This is a genomic window from Bradyrhizobium japonicum USDA 6, from assembly GCF_000284375.1.
Lineage (GTDB): Bacteria > Pseudomonadota > Alphaproteobacteria > Rhizobiales > Xanthobacteraceae > Bradyrhizobium > Bradyrhizobium japonicum.
Window position 1 is genome coordinate 7675803 of sequence record NC_017249.1, and the last position, 21941, is coordinate 7697743.

The 21941-nt window shown below is 63.4% G+C and carries 19 protein-coding genes; 7 read left to right on the top strand and 12 right to left on the bottom strand.

Going from position 1 to position 21941, the window contains the following annotated elements; all coding sequences use genetic code 11:
- Window position 1: 1 nt before the first annotated feature.
- The 5 genes from BJ6T_RS35855 to pgm form a co-directional block, all read right to left on the bottom strand.
- On the bottom strand, window positions 2-445 hold the full coding sequence (locus BJ6T_RS35855; RefSeq protein ID WP_014497487.1) for a DoxX family protein: 444 nt from the start codon (window positions 443-445) through the stop codon (window positions 2-4).
- A gap of 243 nt (window positions 446-688) precedes the next feature.
- Window positions 689-1669: a PDR/VanB family oxidoreductase gene (locus tag BJ6T_RS35860; protein WP_014497488.1), complete on the bottom strand. Its 981-nt coding sequence runs from the start codon at window positions 1667-1669 to the stop codon at window positions 689-691.
- 10 nt (window positions 1670-1679) lie between these two features.
- Entirely contained in the window at window positions 1680-2441 is a 762-nt protein-coding gene (locus BJ6T_RS35865; protein WP_014497489.1) for a GntR family transcriptional regulator, read from the bottom strand.
- Between the two features lie 5 nt (window positions 2442-2446).
- Window positions 2447-3496, bottom strand: a complete 1050-nt coding sequence (locus BJ6T_RS35870) for an aromatic ring-hydroxylating dioxygenase subunit alpha (RefSeq protein WP_014497490.1) — start codon at window positions 3494-3496, stop codon at window positions 2447-2449.
- A gap of 296 nt (window positions 3497-3792) precedes the next feature.
- Window positions 3793-5439: a phosphoglucomutase (alpha-D-glucose-1,6-bisphosphate-dependent) gene (gene pgm / locus BJ6T_RS35875; RefSeq protein ID WP_014497491.1), complete on the bottom strand. Its 1647-nt coding sequence runs from the start codon at window positions 5437-5439 to the stop codon at window positions 3793-3795.
- A gap of 145 nt (window positions 5440-5584) precedes the next feature.
- Here pgm and BJ6T_RS35880 point away from each other — a divergent pair, with 145 nt between their 5' ends.
- The gene (locus BJ6T_RS35880; protein ID WP_014497492.1) at window positions 5585-6703 is read left to right on the top strand and encodes an alpha/beta hydrolase family protein; all 1119 of its coding nucleotides are present in this window, start codon (window positions 5585-5587) and stop codon (window positions 6701-6703) included.
- Here the strand turns inward: BJ6T_RS35880 and BJ6T_RS35885 are convergent.
- A complete protein-coding gene (locus tag BJ6T_RS35885; protein WP_028170418.1) occupies window positions 6687-7502 on the bottom strand; it encodes a response regulator transcription factor in 816 nt (271 codons plus the stop codon). The two genes, BJ6T_RS35880 and BJ6T_RS35885, sit on opposite strands and share 17 nt — an antisense overlap.
- Before the next feature lie 296 nt (window positions 7503-7798).
- Between BJ6T_RS35885 and BJ6T_RS35890 the strand changes: the two genes are divergently transcribed.
- The gene (locus tag BJ6T_RS35890; RefSeq protein WP_014497494.1) at window positions 7799-8971 is read left to right on the top strand and encodes an acyltransferase family protein; all 1173 of its coding nucleotides are present in this window, start codon (window positions 7799-7801) and stop codon (window positions 8969-8971) included.
- A gap of 6 nt (window positions 8972-8977) precedes the next feature.
- On the opposite strand, the gene BJ6T_RS35895 is transcribed toward BJ6T_RS35890, so the two are convergent.
- The 5 genes from BJ6T_RS35895 to BJ6T_RS35915 form a co-directional block, all read right to left on the bottom strand.
- Entirely contained in the window at window positions 8978-9862 is an 885-nt protein-coding gene (locus BJ6T_RS35895) for an aldose 1-epimerase family protein (RefSeq protein ID WP_028170419.1), read from the bottom strand.
- A 114-nt stretch (window positions 9863-9976) separates the two neighbouring features.
- A complete protein-coding gene (locus BJ6T_RS35900) occupies window positions 9977-11290 on the bottom strand; it encodes a UDP-glucose dehydrogenase family protein (RefSeq protein WP_014497496.1) in 1314 nt (437 codons plus the stop codon).
- Between the two features lie 176 nt (window positions 11291-11466).
- Entirely contained in the window at window positions 11467-12408 is a 942-nt protein-coding gene (gene fcl / locus BJ6T_RS35905; RefSeq protein ID WP_014497497.1) for a GDP-L-fucose synthase, read from the bottom strand.
- Window positions 12389-13459 (bottom strand): GDP-mannose 4,6-dehydratase, encoded by a 1071-nt coding sequence (gene gmd, locus BJ6T_RS35910; RefSeq protein WP_043900451.1) that lies wholly within the window; start codon window positions 13457-13459, stop codon window positions 12389-12391. The genes fcl and gmd overlap by 20 nt, the downstream gene beginning before the upstream one ends.
- A gap of 179 nt (window positions 13460-13638) precedes the next feature.
- On the bottom strand, window positions 13639-14658 hold the full coding sequence (locus BJ6T_RS35915; RefSeq protein ID WP_038937298.1) for an NAD-dependent epimerase: 1020 nt from the start codon (window positions 14656-14658) through the stop codon (window positions 13639-13641).
- Between the two features lie 269 nt (window positions 14659-14927).
- On the opposite strand from BJ6T_RS35915, the gene BJ6T_RS35920 reads away from it, so the two are divergent.
- Window positions 14928-16043 (top strand): glycosyltransferase family 4 protein, encoded by a 1116-nt coding sequence (locus tag BJ6T_RS35920; RefSeq protein ID WP_014497500.1) that lies wholly within the window; start codon window positions 14928-14930, stop codon window positions 16041-16043.
- Between the two features lie 98 nt (window positions 16044-16141).
- Complete coding sequence (locus BJ6T_RS35925; protein ID WP_014497501.1) at window positions 16142-17302, top strand: glycosyltransferase; 1161 nt, start codon at window positions 16142-16144, stop codon at window positions 17300-17302.
- An 11-nt stretch (window positions 17303-17313) separates the two neighbouring features.
- Here BJ6T_RS35925 and BJ6T_RS47650 read toward each other — a convergent pair whose 3' ends face one another.
- Window positions 17314-17457 (bottom strand): hypothetical protein, encoded by a 144-nt coding sequence (locus BJ6T_RS47650; RefSeq protein WP_014497502.1) that lies wholly within the window; start codon window positions 17455-17457, stop codon window positions 17314-17316.
- A gap of 542 nt (window positions 17458-17999) precedes the next feature.
- Between BJ6T_RS47650 and BJ6T_RS35930 the strand changes: the two genes are divergently transcribed.
- From BJ6T_RS35930 to BJ6T_RS35940, 3 genes are all read left to right on the top strand, one after another.
- The gene (locus BJ6T_RS35930; RefSeq protein WP_232208449.1) at window positions 18000-19223 is read left to right on the top strand and encodes a polysaccharide biosynthesis/export family protein; all 1224 of its coding nucleotides are present in this window, start codon (window positions 18000-18002) and stop codon (window positions 19221-19223) included.
- Window positions 19224-19383: 160 nt separating this feature from the next.
- Complete coding sequence (locus tag BJ6T_RS35935) at window positions 19384-20676, top strand: glycoside hydrolase 5 family protein (protein ID WP_014497504.1); 1293 nt, start codon at window positions 19384-19386, stop codon at window positions 20674-20676.
- Window positions 20559-21905, top strand: coding sequence for a glycosyltransferase family 4 protein (locus BJ6T_RS35940; RefSeq protein WP_225895013.1), 1347 nt, complete (start codon window positions 20559-20561; stop codon window positions 21903-21905). Before BJ6T_RS35935 ends, BJ6T_RS35940 begins: the two co-directional genes overlap by 118 nt.
- Window positions 21906-21941 lie beyond the last annotated feature (36 nt).

The window sequence follows — 21941 nt, forward strand, 5'->3', positions numbered from 1 at the left end:
GCTACGATGCTCGATCGAAACTGAACCGGCCCGCCCCGGTGACGAAGATCAACATCGCGCCTCCCATGATCGAGACATTCTTCAAGAAGTGGTTGTATTGACCGATCTGCTGCGCACCCGCGGGATACTCCCAGTAGCGGTGCGCAATAGCCGTTGCCGCCAATACGAACATAAACGTCAGGATTGCGCAGTAGCGCGTACCGACGCCCAATATCAAACCAACGGATATCAATACTTCCAGCACGATGGTCGTCATCGTGAACAGCTCGGGTGCCGGAAGGTTCAGGGACCTGAAATAACCCACAGAGCCGCTGAAGTTGGATATTGCTCCATACGCACTTCCGACGAATACCCACGCGAGGAGAATGCGGCCGATCAAAATCAGCGCGTCAGCTCGCCCTGTGGCGAACGCATCGACTGCCAGCGAGACAGAATTGGATTTCATGGCAGAATCTCCACCCTTGCTGTCAAAGACCGGCTGAACACTTTTACTGCGAGGGCAATCCTATCATGAATGGTGGACCGCACGAAGCGCTCTTGCCGGCCCATTGACGCAGCAACGAGGCCCGCTTCGTCACCGCCCTTAGCTGCCTCGCCAGGACGACTGCACCTATCCGCTCCCGCGAGGAGAGCGGATGCGCATGCGCTCAGGCTGATCGCGTTTTCCGAGTACGTCTTCCAGGCCCGGTCAGACCGCATCCGCCCGCAGCAGCGTGTCCACGGTGATGGTGCCGCGGGCGCGGGAGACGCAGGCGCAGATCTTCTGGTTGCTTTGCTTCTGGTGATCGCTGAAGAAGACGTCGCGATGGTCGATCTCGCCGTCGACCTCGACCACGTCGATGGCGCACAGGCCACATTCGCCGCGCTTGCAATCGTACATCACGTCGTGCCCGCTGGCATTGAGCACATCAAGCATCGAGCGCTCGCGCGGGATTTCAAGCTCGACATCGGTCCCCTTCAGGCGCACGCGAAACGTCTCGGTCGGCAGCGTGCCGCTGGAGCCGAAGGTCTCGTAGCGGAGATCGGGAAGCGGATGGCCGGCGCCGATCCAGGCGTGGCGCGCGGCATCCAGCATCCGCATCGGGCCGCAGAACAGCGCCAGCGCTCCTTGCGGCAATGATCCGAACAGCGCATCGAGGTCGAGCCGCCGGCCCTCCTCGCTCGCGTGAACGACCAGGCGCTCACCGAGCATTTTGGCGAGGTCGTCGAGATAGGCGGCATCGGTTCGCGAGCGCACGGCATAATGCAGCGTGACATCAGCGCCGCGACGCGCCAGCGCCTGTGCGGCGCCAAGGATCGGCGTGATACCGATGCCGCCGGCAATCAGGCAATAGTTTTCGCGGGCCCAGTCGACCGCGAGGAGCGAAGCCGGCCGGGTGATGTCGAGCCGGGCGCCCGGCGCGAGCTGCCACATATAGCGCGAGCCGCCGCGGGAATCCTCGGCGCGGCGCACCGCGATCCTGAAACCGCGCGGGGACGCCTCGCCGACCAGCGAATAGGATCGCGTCTCCGGCAGGCCGTCGATGGTCACGCTGACATTGATGTGGCTGCCGACCGGATAGGCTGTGCCGTCGAACTGATCCGGCAGGATCAGGAATTCGCGGATGCCCGGCGCAAGATCGCGCGTCGCGACGAGCGTTGCCGGAATCCAGGTTTCGATGAAGCGCATGGCAATTGCCCTAGTCGGTTGCGGTCTTGATCAGCGCGAGCGCCGGCAAGAGGTCGAGATGAGTGCGGTTGCGCAGCGCTAGCCGCAAGTTTCGCACCGCGAGGCGCGCGTGCTCGCGCATCACGGCTTCGGCGCGGGCGCCTTCGCGGTTCTCGATGGCGTCGATCACGACGCGATGGTGCTCCTGCCCGATGATCAGAATCTGTTGCGCCTCGGGCAGCGCCGATTGCGCCATCACGAAGCCGCTTGGCGAGGCGAACGGCAGCGCCGAAGCGCGGTCGATCTGCCGGATCAGCGGCGGGCTGCGTGACAATTCGGTGAGCAGTGCGTGGAAGCGCGCGTTCAGCGTGACATAGGAGGAGAAGGCATCGACCGAGATCGGCACCTGGCGCAAGAGCTCGTCGATCGCGGCGAGACATTCCTTGAGCGGCTCGAGCTCGCGCGCGGAAACGCCGCGCTCGGCCGCGAAGCGCGCAGCGAGCCCTTCGAGCGTGCCGCGCAGCTCGATGGAATCGGAGATGTCGCGCTCGGAAAACGCCTTCACCATGAAGCCGCCGGAGGGAATCGCCTCCAGCAGGCCTTCCTCCTCCAGTCGCACCAGCGCCATGCGCACCGGGGTGCGCGAGGCGCCGGTCGTCTCGACCGCCTGGAGCTCGGAGATCCGCTCGCCGGGCCGTAAGCTCCCCGACAGGATCTGGTCGCGCAGCGCGAGCTGCGCCTTCACGGTCTGCGAGACGGAGCGGTCGACCTCTCGCTCGGGCGCTGTTTTCACCTGGCCTACTCCGCGGCCTGGAGCTGCTGCGGCGGGTTTTCCTTCGCCACCATCCTGTCGATCAGCTTGCGCGTCCACATCGCACCGGCATCGATATTGAGGTTGTAGAAGATGCGGTCGGGGTTCTCGTCCATGGCGCGCTGCTGCGCCTCGAGGATCAGCTCGTCCTCGTGGAAGATCCCGGAGACGCCTTCGCGGATCTCGGTGGTGATGCGCTGCTCGCCGATCTGATAGTTGCGGACGAACGCCCAGAAATAGTGGCAGGTCTTCTCGGTCTCCGGCGTGATGGTGTTGAGCACGAAACCGTTGACGCCCTGCGAGCGGTCGCCTTCCGGCGCGCCGGTGCCTGTCGGCGCCACGCCGACATCGATCGCGATCGTGCACGGGGCTTCGAAGCGGATGATCTGCCAGCGGTCGACGAGTCCGGGCTTGCCGAGCTGCTTGGCCCAGAACGGGGGCGCCTCGATGCCGCGCATCCAGCGCGTCACCGTCACCGTCTTCTCGCCATGGGTGACGTCGAACGGCGCCTCGGCGACCGCATCGTTGCCGATCGAGGAGCCGTGCACGAAAGTCTCGTGGGTGAGGTCCATGAGATTGTCGAGCACGAGGCGGTAGTCGCAATTGACGTGGATGGTCTTGCCATCGCCCGCCCAGGCCGGATCGTGATTCCAGTGCATGTCGGGGACGAGCGCGGGATCGGCGAGCGCAGGGTCGCCCATCCATAGCCAGACGTAGCGATGACGTTCGACCACGGGATAGGCGCGGACGCAGGCCGACGGATTGATGGTCTCCTGCGAGGGCATGAAGGTGCAGCGCCCCTGCGCATTGTATTTCAGGCCGTGATAGCCGCAGACGACGGTGTCGCCTTCCAGCCGGCCCTTGGACAGCGGCACCAGCCGGTGCCAGCAGGCATCCTCCAGCGCGGCCACCGAGCCATCGGCCTTACGGTACATCACGACGTGCTTGCCGCAGATCGTCCGCGGCAACAGCGCCGGCTTGACGTCAGCATCCCAGGCCGCGGCGTACCAGGCGTTCATCGGGAAGGGTTTTGTCACGGGTCGCTCTCCCAAGGCTTATGTATGCGTTATGTATACAATAACGAAGGGATGGAATCGTTCAAGGGCAAAATATACCGTAATATATTACCTATATGAGATGTTATGTATACAGAACTAATTCCGCTTTCATTCCCCCGCGAAAGCGGGGAATCCAGTGCGCCGCGGCAGTCATTGGTCCACGCAACTCGCGCCGCGGCGTACTGGATCACCCGCTTTCGCGGGTGATGACACCGGAGAATGCGGAAAACACTTCCTCGAAGCAGCAACCGAAGAGTCGTACTGGGCTCGGTGCCCTACGCCCCGAACACCTTCTTCAACCCCGCCTGGGCCTCTTCCTGAATCCGCCTCAGGTGCTCGGTGCTGCGGAAGCTCTCCGCGTAGATCTTGTAGACGTCCTCGGTCCCTGACGGCCTTGCGGCGAACCAGCCGAAATCGGTTTCGACCTTGATGCCGCCGAACGGCTGGCCGTTGCCCGGCGCCTTGCTCAGGGTGGCGCGGACGGGATCGCCGGCGAGATCCTTCAGGCCGAGCTGCTCGGGCGTGACGGACTTGAGGATGTTCTTCTGGGGCGCGGTGGCGGCGACGTCGATGCGCGCATAGTGCGGCACGCCGAGCTCCGCGGTGAGGTCGTTGAAGAGCTGGCTGGGGTCGCGGCCGGTCTCGGCCATGATCTCGGCTGCGAGCAGGCCGAGGATGATGCCGTCCTTGTCGGTGGTCCACACCCCGCCGTCGCGGCGCAGGAACGAGGCCCCCGCACTCTCCTCGCCGCCGAAGCCGAAGCCGCCCGTGAGGAGGCCGTCGACGAACCATTTGAAGCCGACCGGGGTCTCGACCAGCTTCCGGCCGAGTTTTTTCGCGACGCGGTCGATGATCGAGCTCGACACCACGGTCTTGCCGATCGCGGCATCCTTGCCCCAGTTCGGGCGGTTCGCGAACAGATAGGAGATCGCGGTCGCAAGGTAATGGTTCGGATTCATCAGGCCGCCGGTGCGCGTCACGATGCCGTGGCGGTCTGCGTCGGTGTCGTTGGCAAAGGCGACGTCGAAGCGGTCGCGCATCGCGATCAGGCTCGCCATCGCGTAGGGCGAGGAGCAGTCCATGCGGATCTTGCCGTCCCAGTCGACGGTCATGAAGCGGAAGGTCGGATCGATCGCCTCGTTCACGACGGTGGCCTTCAGGCCGTAGCGCTCGATGATCGGATGCCAGTAATGCACGGCGGCGCCGCCGAGCGGATCGATGCCGATATTGATTCCGGCGGACTTGACGAGATCGAGATCGACGACATTGCCGAGATCGGCGACGTAGGGCGTGATGAAGTCGTAGGCGTGCACGTTCGCGGATTTGCGCGCCTTGTCGTAGTCGATGCGCTTCACCTCCTTCAGGCCGTCGGCGAGATAGGCGTTGGCGCGCTTCTCGACGACGGAGGTCGCGTCGGTGTCGGCCGGGCCGCCATGCGGCGGATTGTATTTGTAGCCGCCGTCCTCGGGGGGATTGTGCGAGGGCGTGACGACGACGCCGTCGGCAAGGCCGCTCGTGCGGCCCTTGTTGTAGGTCAGGATCGCGTGCGAGATGACAGGCGTCGGGCTGTAGCCGCCGTCCTTGTCGATCATGATGTCGACGCCGTTGGCGGCGAACACCTCGACGGCGCTGACCAGCGCCGGCTCGGCCAGCGCATGGGTGTCGATGCCGATGAAGAGCGGGCCGGTCAGGCCCTTTTCTTTCCTGTAGTCACAAATGGCCTGCGTGGTCGCGAGGATATGGCCCTCGTTGAAGCTGTTCTTGAACGACGTGCCGCGATGGCCGGAGGTTCCGAACGCCACCCGCTGCGCGGGATCGCCGACATCGGGCTTGCCGGCGAAATAGGCCGTCACCAGCCGCGGAACGTTGGTGAGCGCGTCCGGCGAGACCAGCTTGCCCGCCGCGGGATGAACATCAGCCACTGAAAGATCCTCGTCCTGTCGTGCAGAGTTTGTGAAATACCATAGCATCGGCCGGGCCCCGCCAAGGGCACAACACGCGCGGCGGGCTGGCCGTTCCTGAGATCATGCTATGGTCCTTGAGATCGGGGCTTTTTCGAGTCGGGGCATGACGCTGTTTCACAGGCTCTTGGTTGTACTGATGGCCTGGCTTGCGACGGCCGGCATCGTGCCCAATGCGATGGCCGCGGAGTTCTACACGGAAGACCTGCGCATCCCGATGACGGAGGCCGGGCCTCAGGGGCTGGAGGCCTTTCTGGTCCGGCCGGCCGGAACGAAGCGCTATCCGCTCGCGCTGCTGAGCCACGGCTCGCCGCGCAGTTTCGACGACCGCGCGACGATGTCGGCGCACAAATATTACGGGATCGCGCTCGAATATGCCCGGCGCGGCTTTGCCGCGCTGATCGTGATGCGGCGCGGCTATGGCACCTCGCCCGGCGGACGCGTCGACAGCGTCCGCGGTTGCGCCAATGCCGCCTATCTGCCGGCGGCGGCGGTTGCGGTCGCGGATTTGCGCGCGGCGATCGATGCGATGGGGCGCAGGGCCGACGTCACGACATCGGGCATGATCGCGGCCGGCCATTCCGCCGGCGGGCTCGCCACCGTCGCGCTGACCGCGCAGGCACCGAGTGGTCTCGTCGCCGCGATCAGCTTTGCCGGCGGCCGCGGCTCGCGCGATGACGACGACGTCTGCAACGAGGATGGGCTGGTGCAAGCCTTCGCCACGTTCGGCAAGACCTCGCGCGTGCCGATGCTGTGGGTCTATGCGGCCAATGATTCGTTCTTCGGTCCCGATCTCGCGCGCCGCCTCTATGACGGGTTTCGCGGCAATGGCGGTCACGCCAAATTCACTGCGGCGCCGCCTTACGGCGACGACGGCCACTATCTCTATTCGGTGGTGGGCCGCCCGCAATGGACGCCCTATCTCGACGCCTTCCTGCGCGAGCGCGGGCTCGGCCATGACATCCTGAGCCTTCCCGATCCGCTGCCGCCGCCGGGCCAGCTCAACGAGGCCGCGCGCGCCGAATTCTCGCGCTATCTCGCCAGCACCATGCCGCACAAGGCTTTTGCGGTGTCGCCGAACGGCGGTTACGGCTGGCGTTCGGGCCGCACGACCGCCGACGACGCCCGGCGCGATTCGCTTAGCGCCTGCATGAAATGGTCGCCGACCTGCACGCTGTATGCGGTCGACGACCAGCTGGCCGGAACGACTAGAGCCGCTCGCTGAGCGCGAGCTTGTAGCCGACGCCGGTGACGGTCGCGATCACGGGCGTGCCGCTGCCGACGAGCTTGCGGCGCAGCCGCGCCACCAGCGCGTCGACCGTGCGGATATCGACCTCGGCCTGGCGGTTGCTGACGACCTCGATCAGATAGTCGCGGCTGAGCGGCCGGCCGTCGGCGCCGACCAGCGCCGCGAGCAGGTCGAACTCGGCGCGCGTCAACGCCACCGGCTTGCCGTCGCTGCCGAGCAGCTCGCGCCGGGTCAGGTCGATGATCCAGTCGCCGAAGGCGATCGAGTTGTGGTTGCGCGCCGCCTTGCGGTCGATCGAGCGCCGCCGCAGCACGCTGCGCGCGCGCGCCAGCAGGTCGCGCAGATTGATCGGCTTGGTGACGTAATGGTCGCCGGCGATCTCGAGGCCGAGAATGCGATCGACGTCGGTGTCGCGGCGCGTCACGAAGATGATGCCGGCATTACTGGTCGCCTGGATCTCCTTGGCGAGCTCGAAGCCGTCGCCGTCAGGCAACTGCACGTCGAGGAAGACGAGATCGGTGCGCGAGCGCAGCGCCTGGCGGCATTCCGCGCAGGAGCCGGCACCGACCACGTCGAAATTGTTCTCGTTGAAATAGCCGACCAGCATCGTCCGCGTCACGGGATCGTCTTCGACGACGATCAGCCGCTCACGGCCGGCAGGCCTCAATTCCTGACGTCCGGAATCAACCACGTTGTTGGATGTCCTGCGTGCTTGTGGCGCGGCTTGAAAGTTCAAGTCGTCGCGCAGCGCACTGTCCTGTGAACGAACATTCACGACTTATTCGAGCCCCCGAAATTGCCTGCTGGAATACTAGGCGTGTTGTGCTGCCCGAACAATATTGGTCATGGTCTTGGCGCATTAAGTATGAATTGCCCCACAATTCTCATCGCGCGCATCATCATGCCGCGTGGCTCGTGCGAGCGCCGACCAGCCTCCTCGACACCGCCGATCCCGTACATTCGGCATCGGACTCAACCGCTGGTTAACGTAAAGAAAGGCTTCGGCTTCGAAACAGCCAGCCGCGCCTCTATGGTCTCCGCTTGCAAATGCGAAACCACGGAGCAGGCGTGATGCAGGGGCAGGCCCGGTTGGCCGCCGAACGAACCGAGCAAGGTGCAACGCCTTTCGGTCGTTCGCACACGCTCGACGTCTTGCGCGGCCTCGCCATCGTCGGCGTGATGGCGATCCACGTCTCACAATCTTTTCCTTCAAGGATCCACGCCGTCGACTTCGCCTTCATGTGCGGCTGGACCGGCGTCAACGTGTTCTACTTCGTCAGCGCCATGACGATGTGCCTGATGTGGACGCAGCGCACCGAAACCGATCCGACGCGCAAATTCTACATCCGGCGCTTCCTGCGCATCGCGCCGCTGTTCTGGCTCGCGATCCCGCTCTACCTGCTCATCAACGGCACGGGTCCCAGCTACAACGCGCCCAACGGCGTCGGGCCGCTCCAGGTGATCCTGACCGCGACCTTCCTGCACGGCTTCTGGCCGGACAGCGTCAACAGCGTCGTGCCGGGCGACTGGTCGATCGCGGCGGAAATGACGTTCTATCTCGTCTTCCCCTTCGTGATCACGGCCTTCGGATCGCGCCGCCATCTCTATCTAGCGCTCGCGATCGTGCTGCATCTCGTCAATGTCTGCCTGTTCAAGCCGTGGGCGTTCGCGCTGTTCTCGGCCTATTACGGGCCCGGCCACGAAGCGTTCGTGTGGAACGCATTGCACATCAGCTTCCTGAACCAGTTGCCGGCCTTCCTCGTGGGCTGCGCGCTGTTCTTCTCGTTGCGCGACGGTTTTGCGAAGTCGGACGCCGCGATCTTCGCCGCCTTCATCGCGCTGTCCTTCATCGCCGACCGCGCGACCGGCTCGCATGAATTCAACTACCTGATGATCAACCTCGTGCTCGGCGCGCTGGTTGCCGGTTGCATCCGCCTCGCGATCCGCTGCCGGCCGATCGAGGCGCTCGGCCGCAACTCCTATTCGATGTACCTGTCGCATTTCGCGGTGATCTACGGCCTGCGCCAGATCTGGCCGCTTGCGGACGGACTGGTGTCGCTGCTGATCGCCTATGCCGTCACCGCCGCGCTCAGCTATCTCGTCGCGCGCGCGACCTGGCATCTGGTCGAGCGGCGCGCGCAGGATTTTGCGCATCGCCTGACCGCTTCGACGGCCAAGACCACGCGCGCGGAGCCCGTCACCGCACCAGGCGTTTTGCTGAACGGCCGCAGCGCCGGCGCGTGAGCCGCCTCAGGACGACCCGACCTCGATCCGGTACGACAGTTCTTCGTTCGCGCCGGGTGCGATGTGCATCAGCCCCGGCTTGTCGCTGAACTCGCCATCGAAACCGACGGGACTGGCATAGCCGCGCCAGGGCTCGATGCACAGGAACGGCGCGCCGGTCGGTTTCGACCAGACGCCGAGCTCGCGAAAACCGCGCCATGACATTTTGAGCCAGGGCCCGGCCCCCTGCCCGGCCGCATAGCGGACCGCATGGCTGTTGACGGGATCGAGGATGACGGCGTCATTGGTGAACAGGGATTCCGACAAAGGAAGCACGGTGCCTCTGACCGGGCTCGGATCCGTTGCCGCAAGCAGGAGTCCGCCCTCGACACGGCGAACCGGAGACGGCTCCTCGTTCGTGAACGTCAGCGCGTAGCTCTCTTTCGACATTCCAGGCTGAAGCGGCCAGTTGAAGGCCGGATGGCCACCGAGCGACACCGGCAATGTCTCCTTGCCGGTATTCGCGACGGTGAGCGAGAGATCGAGACCGGCGGCGTCGATCGCATAGGTGGCCGTCAGGCGAAATGCGAACGGATAGAGTGCGCGCGTTGCCTCGCTGTCTTCGAGCGCTAGCGTGCAACGGTTCTCGCCGCGCTCTACCCACGCGAACCGGCTGTCGCGCGCAAAACCGTGCTGGGTCATCCGGTAGGTCTTGCCCCGGTGCCGCATTTCGTCGTTGGCGAGACGCCCGACGATCGGAAACAGCAGCGGCGCGTGGCGCGGCCAGGCCGGCTCCGCCTGCCAGACAAATTCGACACCGCCGCCGTCCTTCAACGAGCACAGCTCGGCGCCGTGTGCCTTGATGGTCGCGGTGAGCCCGCCACTTCGGATCGTATGCGTGTCGTCGGTCATGACAATCTCCATCGCGGCAACGAGGCCAAACGCGGCGACCTGATCATATCGCATCAGAAACGATTTCGCCCGCCCCAGGATGAGGCGGGCGAAGCCGAACTTCAAACGACTGGCTTAAGCCTGGGACGATCGCCCGATGCTCTCGTAGGTGAAGCCCGCGGCTTGCATCTCTTCGGGCGGGTAGATGTTGCGGAGATCGACCACGATGGGCTGGGTCATGGCCGCCTTCAGCCGGTGGAGATCGAGCGCGCGGAACTGCACCCATTCGGTGACGATGACGAGCGCATCGGCGCCTTGCGCGCAGGAATAGGCGTCCTCGCAATAGGTGATGTGCGGCAGCTCGCCCTTGGCCTGCTCCATGCCGACGGGATCGAAAGCCTTGACCGTCGCGCCCATGTCGATCAGGCCGGTGACGAGCGGGATCGACGGCGCATCACGCATGTCGTCGGTGTCGGGCTTGAAGGTGAGGCCGAGCACGGCGATGGTCTTGCCGCGCAAGCTGCCGCCGAGCGCCTGGCTGACCTTGCGCGCCATCGCGCGCTTACGGTTCTCGTTGACGGCCAGCACGGATTCGACGATGCGCAAGCTCACGTCATAGTCCTGCGCGATCTTGATCAGCGCCTTGGTGTCCTTCGGGAAGCAGGAGCCGCCGAAGCCAGGACCGGCATGCAGGAACTTGGTGCCGATGCGGTTGTCGAGGCCGATGCCGCGCGCGACTTCCTGCACGTTGGCGCCGACCTTTTCCGAGAGATCGGCGATCTCGTTGATGAAGGTGATCTTGGTCGCGAGGAACGCGTTCGCGGCGTATTTGATCATCTCGGCGGTGCGGCGCGCCGTGAACATCAGCGGCGCCTGGTTCAGCGACAGCGGGCGATAGATGTCGCCCATCACCTTGCGGCCGCGCTCGTCGGAGGTGCCGACGACGACGCGATCGGGATACTTGAAGTCGCGGATCGCGGCGCCCTCGCGCAGGAATTCGGGGTTGGAGGCGACGACGACGTCGGCCGCGGGGTTGGTCTCGCGGATGATGCGCTCGACCTCGTCGCCGGTGCCGACCGGGACGGTGGACTTGGTCACGACGACGGTGAAGCCCGACAGCGACTGCGCGATCTCGCGCGCGGCGGCGTAGACATAGGACAGATCAGCGTGACCGTCGCCGCGACGCGAGGGCGTGCCGACCGCGATGAAGACGGCATCGGCGTCCGCGACCGGCTTCGACAAATCGGTGGTGAAGTCGAGCCGCTTGGCCTTCACATTGGTCGCGACCAGTTCGTCGAGGCCGGGCTCGTAGATCGGAATCTCGCCGCGATGAAGCGCCGCGATCTTCTTCTCGTCCTTGTCGACGCAGGTGACGTCGTGACCGAAATCCGCAAAGCAGGCTCCGGACACCAGTCCCACATAGCCCGTTCCGATCATCGCGATTCGCATGAAAAACTCTTTCCGTTGAAGACGGATGTTCCACTGAACACCCTAGACCATTTCTGTATCCGGCCGCACGCCCAACATTAGGGCAGGTTGCTTCGCGAACCGAATAAACCTTAACCGCCGCGCGTGACAGGCGTTGCGGTCATCTCCTGAAATACGCGACATGCATTGGTTGCATTCTACGTATGCGACAGATACGCCTCGTAAGCGCGCCTCACGCCATCCTCGAGCGAGGTTGTGGCGCGCCAGCCGAGCTTGGCGAGCCGGCTGACGTCGAGCAGCTTGCGCGGTGTACCGTCGGGACGCGAGGTGTCGAAACCGATCTCGCCGCCGTAGCCGACGATGGCGGCCACGACGCGCGCGAACTCGGCGATGGTGATGTCCTCGCCGGTGCCGATGTTGACCAGCTCCGCGCTCGAATAGGTCTTCATCAGGTGCACGCAGGCATCCGCCATGTCGTCGACATAGAGGAACTCGCGCCGCGGCGTGCCGGTGCCCCACACGATGACGCTTTTCGCGCCTGCGACTTTTGCCTCGTGGAAGCGCCGGATCAGGGCGGCGACGACGTGGCTCAGCTCGGGGTGATAATTATCGCCGGGGCCGTACAGATTGGTCGGCATCACGCTGATGAAGTCGCTGCCATACTGGCTGCGATAGGCCTCCGCCATCTTGATGCCGGCGATCTTGGCAATCGCATAGGGCTCGTTGGTCGGCTCCAGCGGGCCTGTTAGCACCGAATCCTCGCGCAGCGGCTGCGGCGCCAGCTTCGGATAGATGCAGGACGAGCCCAGAAACATCAGCTTCTCGGCGCCGTTCTGATGCGCGGCCTGGATCACGTTGGCCGCAATCGCGATGTTGTCGTAGATGAACTCGGCGCGCAGCGTGTCGTTGGCGACGATGCCGCCGACCTTGGCCGCGGCGAGGAAGATCACTTGCGGCCGCGTCTTCGCGAACCAGTCGAACACGGCGGCCTGGTTGCAGAGATCGACCTCGCGCCGGTCGACCGTAACGAGATGCACGTCCTCCCGCGCCAGCCGGCGCACCAGCGCGGCGCCGACCATGCCGCGATGGCCGGCGACATAGACGCTCTTGCCCTTCAGCTCAAACGGTGCGTTTGCCACTGCCAGCGTCCCGTTTTGCCTCGGCCAGATCGCTCGCCATCATCTCCTCGACGAGCTGGGCGAAGCTGCGCTTCGGCGTCCAGCCGAGCACCTCGCGCGCCTTGCTGGCGTCGCCGACGAGGAGATCGACCTCGGTCGGACGGAAATAGGTCGGATCGATCTTCACCACAATCTTGCCGCTCGTCTCGTCGACGCCGGTCTCCTCGACGCCCTTGCCGCGCCATACGATGCGGCGGCCGACATGGGCAAAGGACAGCTCGACCATCTCGCGCACCGAGCGCATCTCGCCGGTGGCGAGCACGAAATCGTCGGGCTTGTCGGCCTGCAGGATCCTGTGCATGCCCTCGACATAGTCCCTGGCATGGCCCCAGTCGCGCTTGGCTTCGAGATTGCCGAGATAGAGCGTCTGTTCCAGCCCGACCTCGATACGGGCGACGCCGCGGGTGATCTTGCGGGTCACAAAGGTCTCGCCGCGGATCGGGCTCTCATGGTTGAACAGGATGCCGTTCGACGCGAACATGCCGTAGGCTTCGCGGTAGTTCACCGTGATCCAGTAGCCGTAGAGTTTGGCAACGCCGTAGGGCGAGCGCGGATAGAACGGCGTCGTCTCCTTCTGCGGGATCTCCTGCACCAGGCCGTAGAGCTCGGAGGTCGAGGCCTGGTAGAACCGCGTCTCCTTCTCCATGCCGAGGATGCGGATCGCTTCCAGCAGGCGCAGCACGCCGATGGCGTCGGCGTTGGCGGTGTATTCCGGGCTCTCGAAGCTGACGGCGACGTGGCTCTGGGCGGCGAGATTGTAGATCTCGGTCGGCCGGATCTGCTGCACCAGGCGGATCAGATTGGTCGAATCCGTCATGTCGCCATAGTGCATCAGGAACGGCACGTTGCCGACATGCGGGTCCTGGTAGAGGTGATCGACGCGCGCGGTGTTGAACGAGGACGAGCGCCGCTTGATGCCGTGCACGACATAGCCGAGCGACAGCAAATATTCGGCGAGATAGGCGCCGTCCTGACCGGTCACGCCGGTGATGAGAGCGATCCGCTCAGCCATGATCCGCTCAGCCATGGGCCCGCGCCTGGTTCGGGGTCAAAGAGGTTCAGAGGGACGGGATAACCACCGTTCGCGCCCGCTGACAAGGCCGCCGGCCGTTAAAAGCGCAAGAACCAGCACAAGAAACGGCCCAAGAGCCGGCGTTCCCGGGCGACACGCAGGTGCCGCCGCCCGCGGGATCAGACGCCGTGGTACTTCCGATACCATTCGACGAAGCGGCCGAGGCCATCCGCGATCGACGTCGACGGCGAGAAGCCGACGTCGCGCTGGAGCGCGGAAATGTCGGCGCGCGTCTCCAGGACGTCGCCGGCCTGCATCGGCAACAGCTGGCGGATCGCCGGCTTGCCGATGATCTTCTCGAGCGTCTCGACGAACTCCATCAGGTTGACCGACCTGTTGTTGCCGATGTTGTAGACGCGATACGGCGCATAGCTCGACGAATTTTCCGGCCGCTCGGCATTCCACGCGGGATTCGGCGCCGCAGGCCGATCGAGAGTGCGGATCACCCCTTCGACGATGTCGTCGACATAGGTGAAGTCGCGCCACATGTCGCCTTTATTGAAAATCCTGATCGGCTCATTCGCGAAGATCGCGCGCGTGAACAGATAGGCGGCCATGTCGGGCCGGCCCCACGGGCCGTAGACGGTGAAGAAGCGAAGCCCGGTCACCGGCAGCTTGTGAACATGCGCAAACGTATGCGCCATCAGTTCGTTGGCTTTCTTGCTTGCGGCGTAAAGGCTGACCGGATGGTTCACCGAATGCTCGGTCGAATACGGCAAGGTGCGGTTGGCGCCATACACCGAACTCGACGAGGCGTAGACGAGATGCGCCAGACCATGGCGCCGGCCGGCTTCGAGCACGGTGACAAAGCCGTCACAATTGGCCCGGATACTGGTGATGGGATCGTCGATCGACGCGCGCACGCCGGGCTGCGCCGCCAGATGCACGACGCGATCGGGCGAGACCTCGTCGAAGACACGGGTCACGGCGGCGAAGTCCGCGAGATCGATCTTGTGGAATTTGAACCCTGGATGGTGTTCGAGCGTTGCGAGACGCGCACGCTTCAGCGCGGGATCGTAATACGGAGTGATTGCATCGATGCCGACGACCCGCTCGCCACGTGCCAACAGCCGTTCACAAACATGCATTCCGATAAAGCCGGCAGCGCCGGTAACGATCACTGGCCGCAAGGTTGTCATCTCGTTCATTCCGCGGAGCATTGCCAGACCAGGACATGAGAGGCAAGGTTTGGACAGTCACGACAATCATCAAATCACTCGGCCCATGTAAGCGCATCGAAATGTGTAGGAAACATGATGGCGTCATGCACCATCGCATGCTATCCGCCTGCAAGGATGCTCGGACGATAGCGTCACATGTGCTAGACGTCATAGAACGTATATTCGGCGCCTGATGCTCAGTCTTCGGGCATTGTCCGCGCAAGAACCCGCAAAGAAAAAGATCGACTTTGAAACTCTCCATCAACGGCAGGTTCCTGTCACAATCGCTCACGGGCGTGCAGCGTTACGCCGCCGAGATCGTCAAGGCGATGGACCGCTTGCTCGCGAGCGGAGAGGCTCCGCGGCAACTGCTGGATGCAGAGTGGCAAATCCTTGCGCCGCCGAATGCGCAGACGCTTCCAGGTCTTCGCCGCATCGCCATCAAGCAGATCGGATCATTGCAGGGCCACGCGTGGGACCAGATCGATCTGGCGCGCGCCGCGGCCGGCACCCGTCTCGTCAGCCTCGCCAATTCGGGCCCCGTACTCCACCGCGACCATCTCGTCGTGATTCACGACGCGCAGGTTTTCCGGCGGCCGGACTTCTTCAGCTGGCGCTACCTCGCCCTGCACCGGACGCTCGGCCATCTGCTGGCGCGCACCGCAACGATCGCAACAGTTTCGGCGTTTTCACGCAACGAACTTGCCGAGGTTCTGTCGCTGGATCCGGCTTCGATCCCCGTCATTGCGAACAGCGCGGAACATTTCGCGACCGTCGCGCCCGACTTCTCGATCATCGACAAGCTGCGTCTTGCGCCCCATCAATTCTTCCTCTTCGTCGGCTCGATGACGAAGAACAAGAATGTCGATACGGCCATTCGCGCCGCCGAGCAGCTTGGCCGCGCCGACTTTCCGCTGGTCGTGGTCGGAGGCGATAACAGCAAGGTGTTCGGAGGCGCGGCCACGGAATCGAGGTCCGGCGTCATCATCGCCGGGCGCCTGAAGGACGAGGAGATTGCCGCGCTGTTCTCCCGGGCCGCCGCATTCGTGTTTCCGAGCCTTTATGAGGGATTCGGCGTGCCTCCCCTGGAGGCGATGTTCTTCGCCTGTCCGGTGATCGCGAGTTCCGCCGACGCCGTGCGCGAGACCTGCAACGATGCCGCCGTCTATTTCGAGCCGCTCAACGCGGACCAGCTGTCGGCACGGATGCGCGAAAGAATCGAACTCGGCAGGATCTCGCCGATGGAACAGGAGAAGCAGCGGCAGCGCCTTATGACATATTCCTGGGCCAAGTCTGCCGCAGCGATGCTCGAATTCCTCGCCAAACCGGCATCCCGATCCACATCCGACCGTGCGAAACAATGACGCGGCCCGATTATTGCTGCTTAGCGAGGTTAGACGTGCGTCTGCAAGATCCGGCGTCTCCAGTATCTGGCGCCTTCAAGACAAGGAAGGAATGACCGTTGTCCAGCGGCCTGAAGATTCTGCATGTCGCCGAAACGGTCCGTGGCGGCATCGCGACCTACCTCAACGAGCTGCATCCGCACCAGAGCGCGAGCTTCGGTCCCGGCAACGTCAACTATGTCGTTCCCTCCGACCATCGCAGCGACCTGGTGAACATCGAGGACGACGCGGTCACCACGTTTCCGCGCGACGGACGCAACGCGGTCGGCCTGTTTCGCATGCTGTTTGCGACCATGCGCGCAGTCCGGCAGCTTCGTCCTGACATCATCCACCTGCACTCGTCGTTCGCCGGGCTCGTGGTGCGCCCGGTGCTCTGGCTCACCTATCGGCGCTCGCGCATCGTCTATTGCCCGCACGGCTGGGCCTTCGGCCGCGAGACCGGCCGCCTCAGCCGCGAGGTGACGAAGTTCACCGAGCTGGTGCTGTCGAAATTCACCCATCGCATCGTCTGCATCTCGGAAAGCGAGCAGGCCGACGCCAAGCAGGTCGGAATCGCGGCGAATCGCCTGGTTCTTGTGCACAACGGGATTTCCAAGCAGCGTCCTGCGCTCGACAAGGGCGCAGCGCAATGGCGATCGGAGAAGATCAAGGTCCTCTTCATCGGGCGCCTCGACCGTCAGAAGGGCTACGATCTCCTGATCGAGGCGGCGCGCGCACTCGGAGACAAGCTCGACGTGCGCCTGATCGGCGCCTCGGTCGTCAGCAAATTCCGCAGAAGCGACCTGCCCGCCAACGTCTCGTTTCTGGGCTGGATGAACCGCAACCAGATCGAAGCCGAGCTCGACCAGGCCGACATGGTCGCGATTCCCTCGCGCTGGGAGGCGTTTGGCCTGGTCGCCATCGAGGCGATGCGGGCGGCCAAGCCGATCATTGCCTTCCGCATCGGCGCCCTGCCGGAAATCGTCGAAGACAATGCGACGGGCGTGCTATGCGACGAAGTCTCGGCTGAAAAGCTGGTTGAAGGTTTTCAACGCGCAACCAGGCTCGACCTCGCTGCGGTCGGCCGTGCCGGATATGAGCGTTTCACCCGCCTCTACGACATCGAACAGACCCACCGCACGCTCAGTCAGGTTTATGCCGACGTCGTGCATGTGCGGATGAGCGAATCCGGGCAGCAAGCGAAGTTGCAGTCCGATTTGCCGAACAATCTGCGACCCTAGCAACAGGCCGATCAGGCCAGCCGGCGGACATCGCCCTGCGCGAACTCGCCATCATTCACACGGTTATCGGAGAACGACCACGCAATGGCCGATGCGACGATCATCGCGCAGGTGAGAAAGCCGGCAGCGAACAGCAGTGATCCGGTGTGCAACATCGTCTTCGCCTTCCTTTTGTTTGGCCGACCACTAGCCGGATCAGGATTAGGAAGACCTTACGGGCGCCAGCGTGACGCCAGCTTCCAAATCTAAGCGTTAACGGAGGTGGAATCCCGTTGCAGAAAAATTGGTCCGATGACCCGGCGAGAACGTCCGCTCGGGCGCGATGCCCGCCGCAGGACGACGAAAACACAACGCAGGATCACTCAGGACGGGATCCAATACTTGAAGTTTATGGCGATGTCATCTCGCGACAATGCCGTCGCATCTGCAGTCCGTCGCCGCGCGCTGCTCATTGGTTCGATCGCGATGCCAATCGTGACATCGATCTGACACGTGTATGTCTGGTTTACGAACTGCTTATTTAAGAGGATGTTCCGCACAAATTTTGGACAGAGATTTCGGCGTGTATCCACGTTCACAAGTGGCAATAAGGTCACAGCCACAAGTGCTTTACCATAAAGTCGAAGACGTAGCAGTGACTCCGCAGCACGGGATTTGTACGGTGATTCCGATTTTAGATGAGTGCGAGGGAATAGTGGTGGCTAAGACCGAACGTTTTGATTTTGATTTCGGTATTAGCCGAATCCTGGCCGTTGCTGCGATCAGCCTCTCCTTGTCGGGTTGCGGTAGCTTCATTCCGTTAGACGCTCCTGATGCCGTCGCAACGCAAACAAATGCGGCGCTGATCACCGAACCGAGTGCGCCGCTCGCCTATGCCCTGATGCCGGTCAATCCGGCGATCCTGCAGGCGACCAACGCGTTCACGGACTCCGCCGGAATGGTGTTCTCCCGCCTCCCCGGCGGCAACTACCGCGACGTCACGATCGGCATCGGCGACATCGTCACCGTGACCGTGTACGAAGCGCAGGCAGGCGGCCTGTTCATTCCGCGCGAAGCAGGGGTGCGGCCGGGCAACTTCGTCGACATTCCGCGACAGCAGGTCGACCAGTCCGGCAACATCAACATCCCCTACGCCGGATCGATCAAGGTCGCAGGGCTGACGCCGCGCGCCGTGTCGAACATCATCCGCGAGCGTCTCAAGGACCGCGCCATCGACCCGCAGGCCGTCGTGAGCGTGGCGGAACAGCGCGGCAACCAGATCAGCGTGCTCGGCGAAGTCAACTCGCCGCTCCGCTTCCCGGTCGATCCGGGCGGTATCCGCCTGATGGGCGCGATCGCGCGCGCCGGCGGCCCGAAATATCCGTCCTACGAGAGCACGATCACGATCAAGCGCGAGGGCCGCACCTACAGCGAGACGATGTCCTCGGTCGTGCACAACCCCAACGAGGACGCGCTGCTCGCTCCGGGCGACGTCGTCTTCCTGACCCGCATTCCGCGCGTCTACATGGTGTTCGGTTCGACGCCGTCGCCGGGATCGATCGGCGGCACCAACAACCGTCGTTTCTCGTTCGAGAACGACAACATGTCGCTGGCTGAAGCCATCGCGAAGGCAGGCGGTCTCGACGGCGCCCGTGCGGACTCCAAGTCGATCTACGTCTACCGTTTCGAGCCCAAGCCGCTGCTGGAGAGGATCGGCATCGCCGTATCCCAGTTCCCGACCAAGTCGGTCCCTGCCGTCTACAAGTTCGACATGAGCAAGCCGGACGGCTGGTTCCAGGCGGATACGTTCAGGATGCGCGATCACGACGTGATCTCGGTGGCGGAATCGCCGTCGATCGAATTCATCAAGCTCATGAACCCGCTGAACGCGGCAACCACCAACGCGGACAACATCAGCTCGGTGGTCGTGAACTCCAAATAGCCCAACTCAGCGCGCTCAATGACGAGCGCGCAGACAAGGCGGCCCCACCGCATTGGGGCCACAGAAGAGTATTAGCCTTGTCGGGTTGACGCGAGCAGGAGTGGACACGAGCGTGACCGAGCAAAGCAGGAAACGCGCCCTGCGTCGTTTCCGGATGTTGATGTGCGGGCTCTGCGTCGCGGCCGGCCTCTCATATCCTGCAGACGCGCAGAATGCGCAGCCGCTCGATCAGCGCTTCCTGCTGGGCGTCGGCACGCACCAGGGCCTCGGCGGCGTCACCAGCGCCCGCGGCTATGTGCCCGCGACCGCCATCAAGCAGATGAAGGAGCTGGGGGTCACCTCGTTCCGCGACGACTTCCCCTGGTCGGATTTCGAGCTGCCCGGCAAGCGACTCGGCTTCAATGCCCTGAACGGTCGCCTCGAGACCCAGATCAGATCCGGCGTCGGAATCCCGCTGCTCATTCTCGGGACCGGCCATCATCTCGTCCCGAATTCCGATCCGCCGACGACCGACGAAGCGCGCCAGAGATTCGTCACCTATGCCGCTGCAGCCGCGCAAGCGGTCGCATCACGGCAGCCGATCTTCGAGTTGTGGAACGAGTACAATCTCAGAGCCCGCGCGGAGCCGCTGTTCACCGTCGAAAATTATGTGACGCTCGCCCGATCGGTGCAGCCCGCGGTCAAGCAGGCGGCGCCATCCGCGCCCTTCGTGGTCGGAGCGCTGGGCGACGATCCAGGCTGGAAATGGACCGACGCCCTGCTGAAGACCGACCTGCTTCGTATCGCGGACGGGATGTCCATTCACATCTACAACCATTGCCTGTCACCGGCCGGGCGGACCGCAGCCGAGGCGATCGAACGGCTGCAAAATCTTCATCAACGCGTCGCACAGGCGACCGGCAATCCCGACTATCCGATCTATCTGACCGAAACGGGCTGGCCGACACCAAGCGCGAAATGCGGCGTGACCGAGCAGCTCGCCGCCGACAACATGGCGCAGATCATCCTTTGGGCCTCGACCGCCGGTCCCTGGCTCAAGGGGATATGGCTCTATGAGCTGAAGGACAGTGGGACGAAGCCTGGTGAACTGGAGGACAATTTCGGCATTTATCATTTCGACAATTCGCCGAAGCCTGCCGTGTGTTCCATTCGCGAAAGCTGGGCCTTCATCCGCACCAGCTTGAAGGCAACGCGAACCACGCCGGCGCCCGGCGTCGTGCAGATTCGCAGTGACAGTGGATCGGAAACGAAACTCGCGCTTTGGTCGGAGACTGCGTCGAAGCGCTTCGAAGTTCGATTAAAAAATGCGGAACCTAATGCCGAGATCAGCTATGTATGTCAGCAAGCGCCGGGCCCCGCCGCCGGCGCCTGGACGGCGTTGTCGACAACGCCGTTGCTTGTCAGCGTCAAGGGCACGGCCGTGCCGGATTTCGAGATCCGGCCATCGAACTGACGCTGCGGCGGGCTGCTAATCCGAGGCTATCCTTGAAAATACTGATCGTTAACACGCTCTATCCGCCCGAGATCATCGGGGGCGCCGAAGTGTCTGTGTCGCTGCTCGCGGAGGCGTTCGTCCAGCGCGGCCATCAGGTGTCGGTGGTCTGCCTTCAGAACAAGCAGGAACGTGCGATCGACGAACTCAGGGGCGTGCGCGTATACCGCGTGCCGATGGACAACGATTACTGGCCGTTCGGCAACGACAGGAAGCCCTCCTCGGTCCAGCGCCTGAAGTGGCATCTCAAGGACACATGGAATCGCAAATCCGCGGCGCGGTTCGCCGAAATTCTCGACATCGAGAAGCCCGACGTCGTCCACACCAACAACCTCACGGGCTTCTCGGTTTCGCTGTGGTCGGAAGCCAAACGGCGCAACATCAGGATCGTGCACACCCTGCGCGACTATTCCCTGCTCTGCAAACGCTCGACGCTGTTTCGGGGCGATGCGACATGCGCGCAGCGCTGCACCGTCTGCGCCGCCATGACGTCGCCTTATCTGCTGGCCTCGCGTATGGTCGATGCGGTGGTCTCGAACAGCCAATTTGTGCTCGACCAGCACACCAGGCTGAAATATTTCCCCGGCACCGATGGCCGCGTCATCTTCAATATCGCCGATCCAAGCTCCGTGGTGCCGTCACCGGCTTCGAGCTCGAATGATCTGATATTCGGGTTCATCGGGCGGCTTGAGGCTGAAAAAGGTATCGAGGTAGTCCTCAAGGCGGCCGAGCAGCTTCCGGACGAGGGCTGGCAACTGAAAATTGCCGGAAAGGGGCTTGAGGATTACGTGCGGGGGCTAAAAAGCCGCAGCGGAAAGAAGGTCGAATGGCTTGGCTTTGCCAAGGCAGCTGAATTCTATGCCAGCATCGACGTCTGCCTGGTGAGTTCGGTCTGGCCGGAGCCGCTGCCGCGCACACTGATCGAAAGCATCAACGCCGGCCGGGCGACGATTTGCTCGACGGCCGGCGGGATTCCCGAGATCGCGGGGTTTTCCAATATGGTTGGGTCCTACGAGCCCAGCGATCATAAGCGACTGGGAGAATTGATGCTGAAGGCCGTCAACGAGAGGTCACACTGGAAAGTCTCACGGCCTCCGCAGCCAGGATTTGCCGAGAGGTTTTCGGCCGATTCAGTGACAGGACAATATTTGGACGTCTATTTGAACAACAATCGAACCAACCGGCAATAAGCCGAAACGGAGATTTCAGCAAAGCCATTTGGCAGG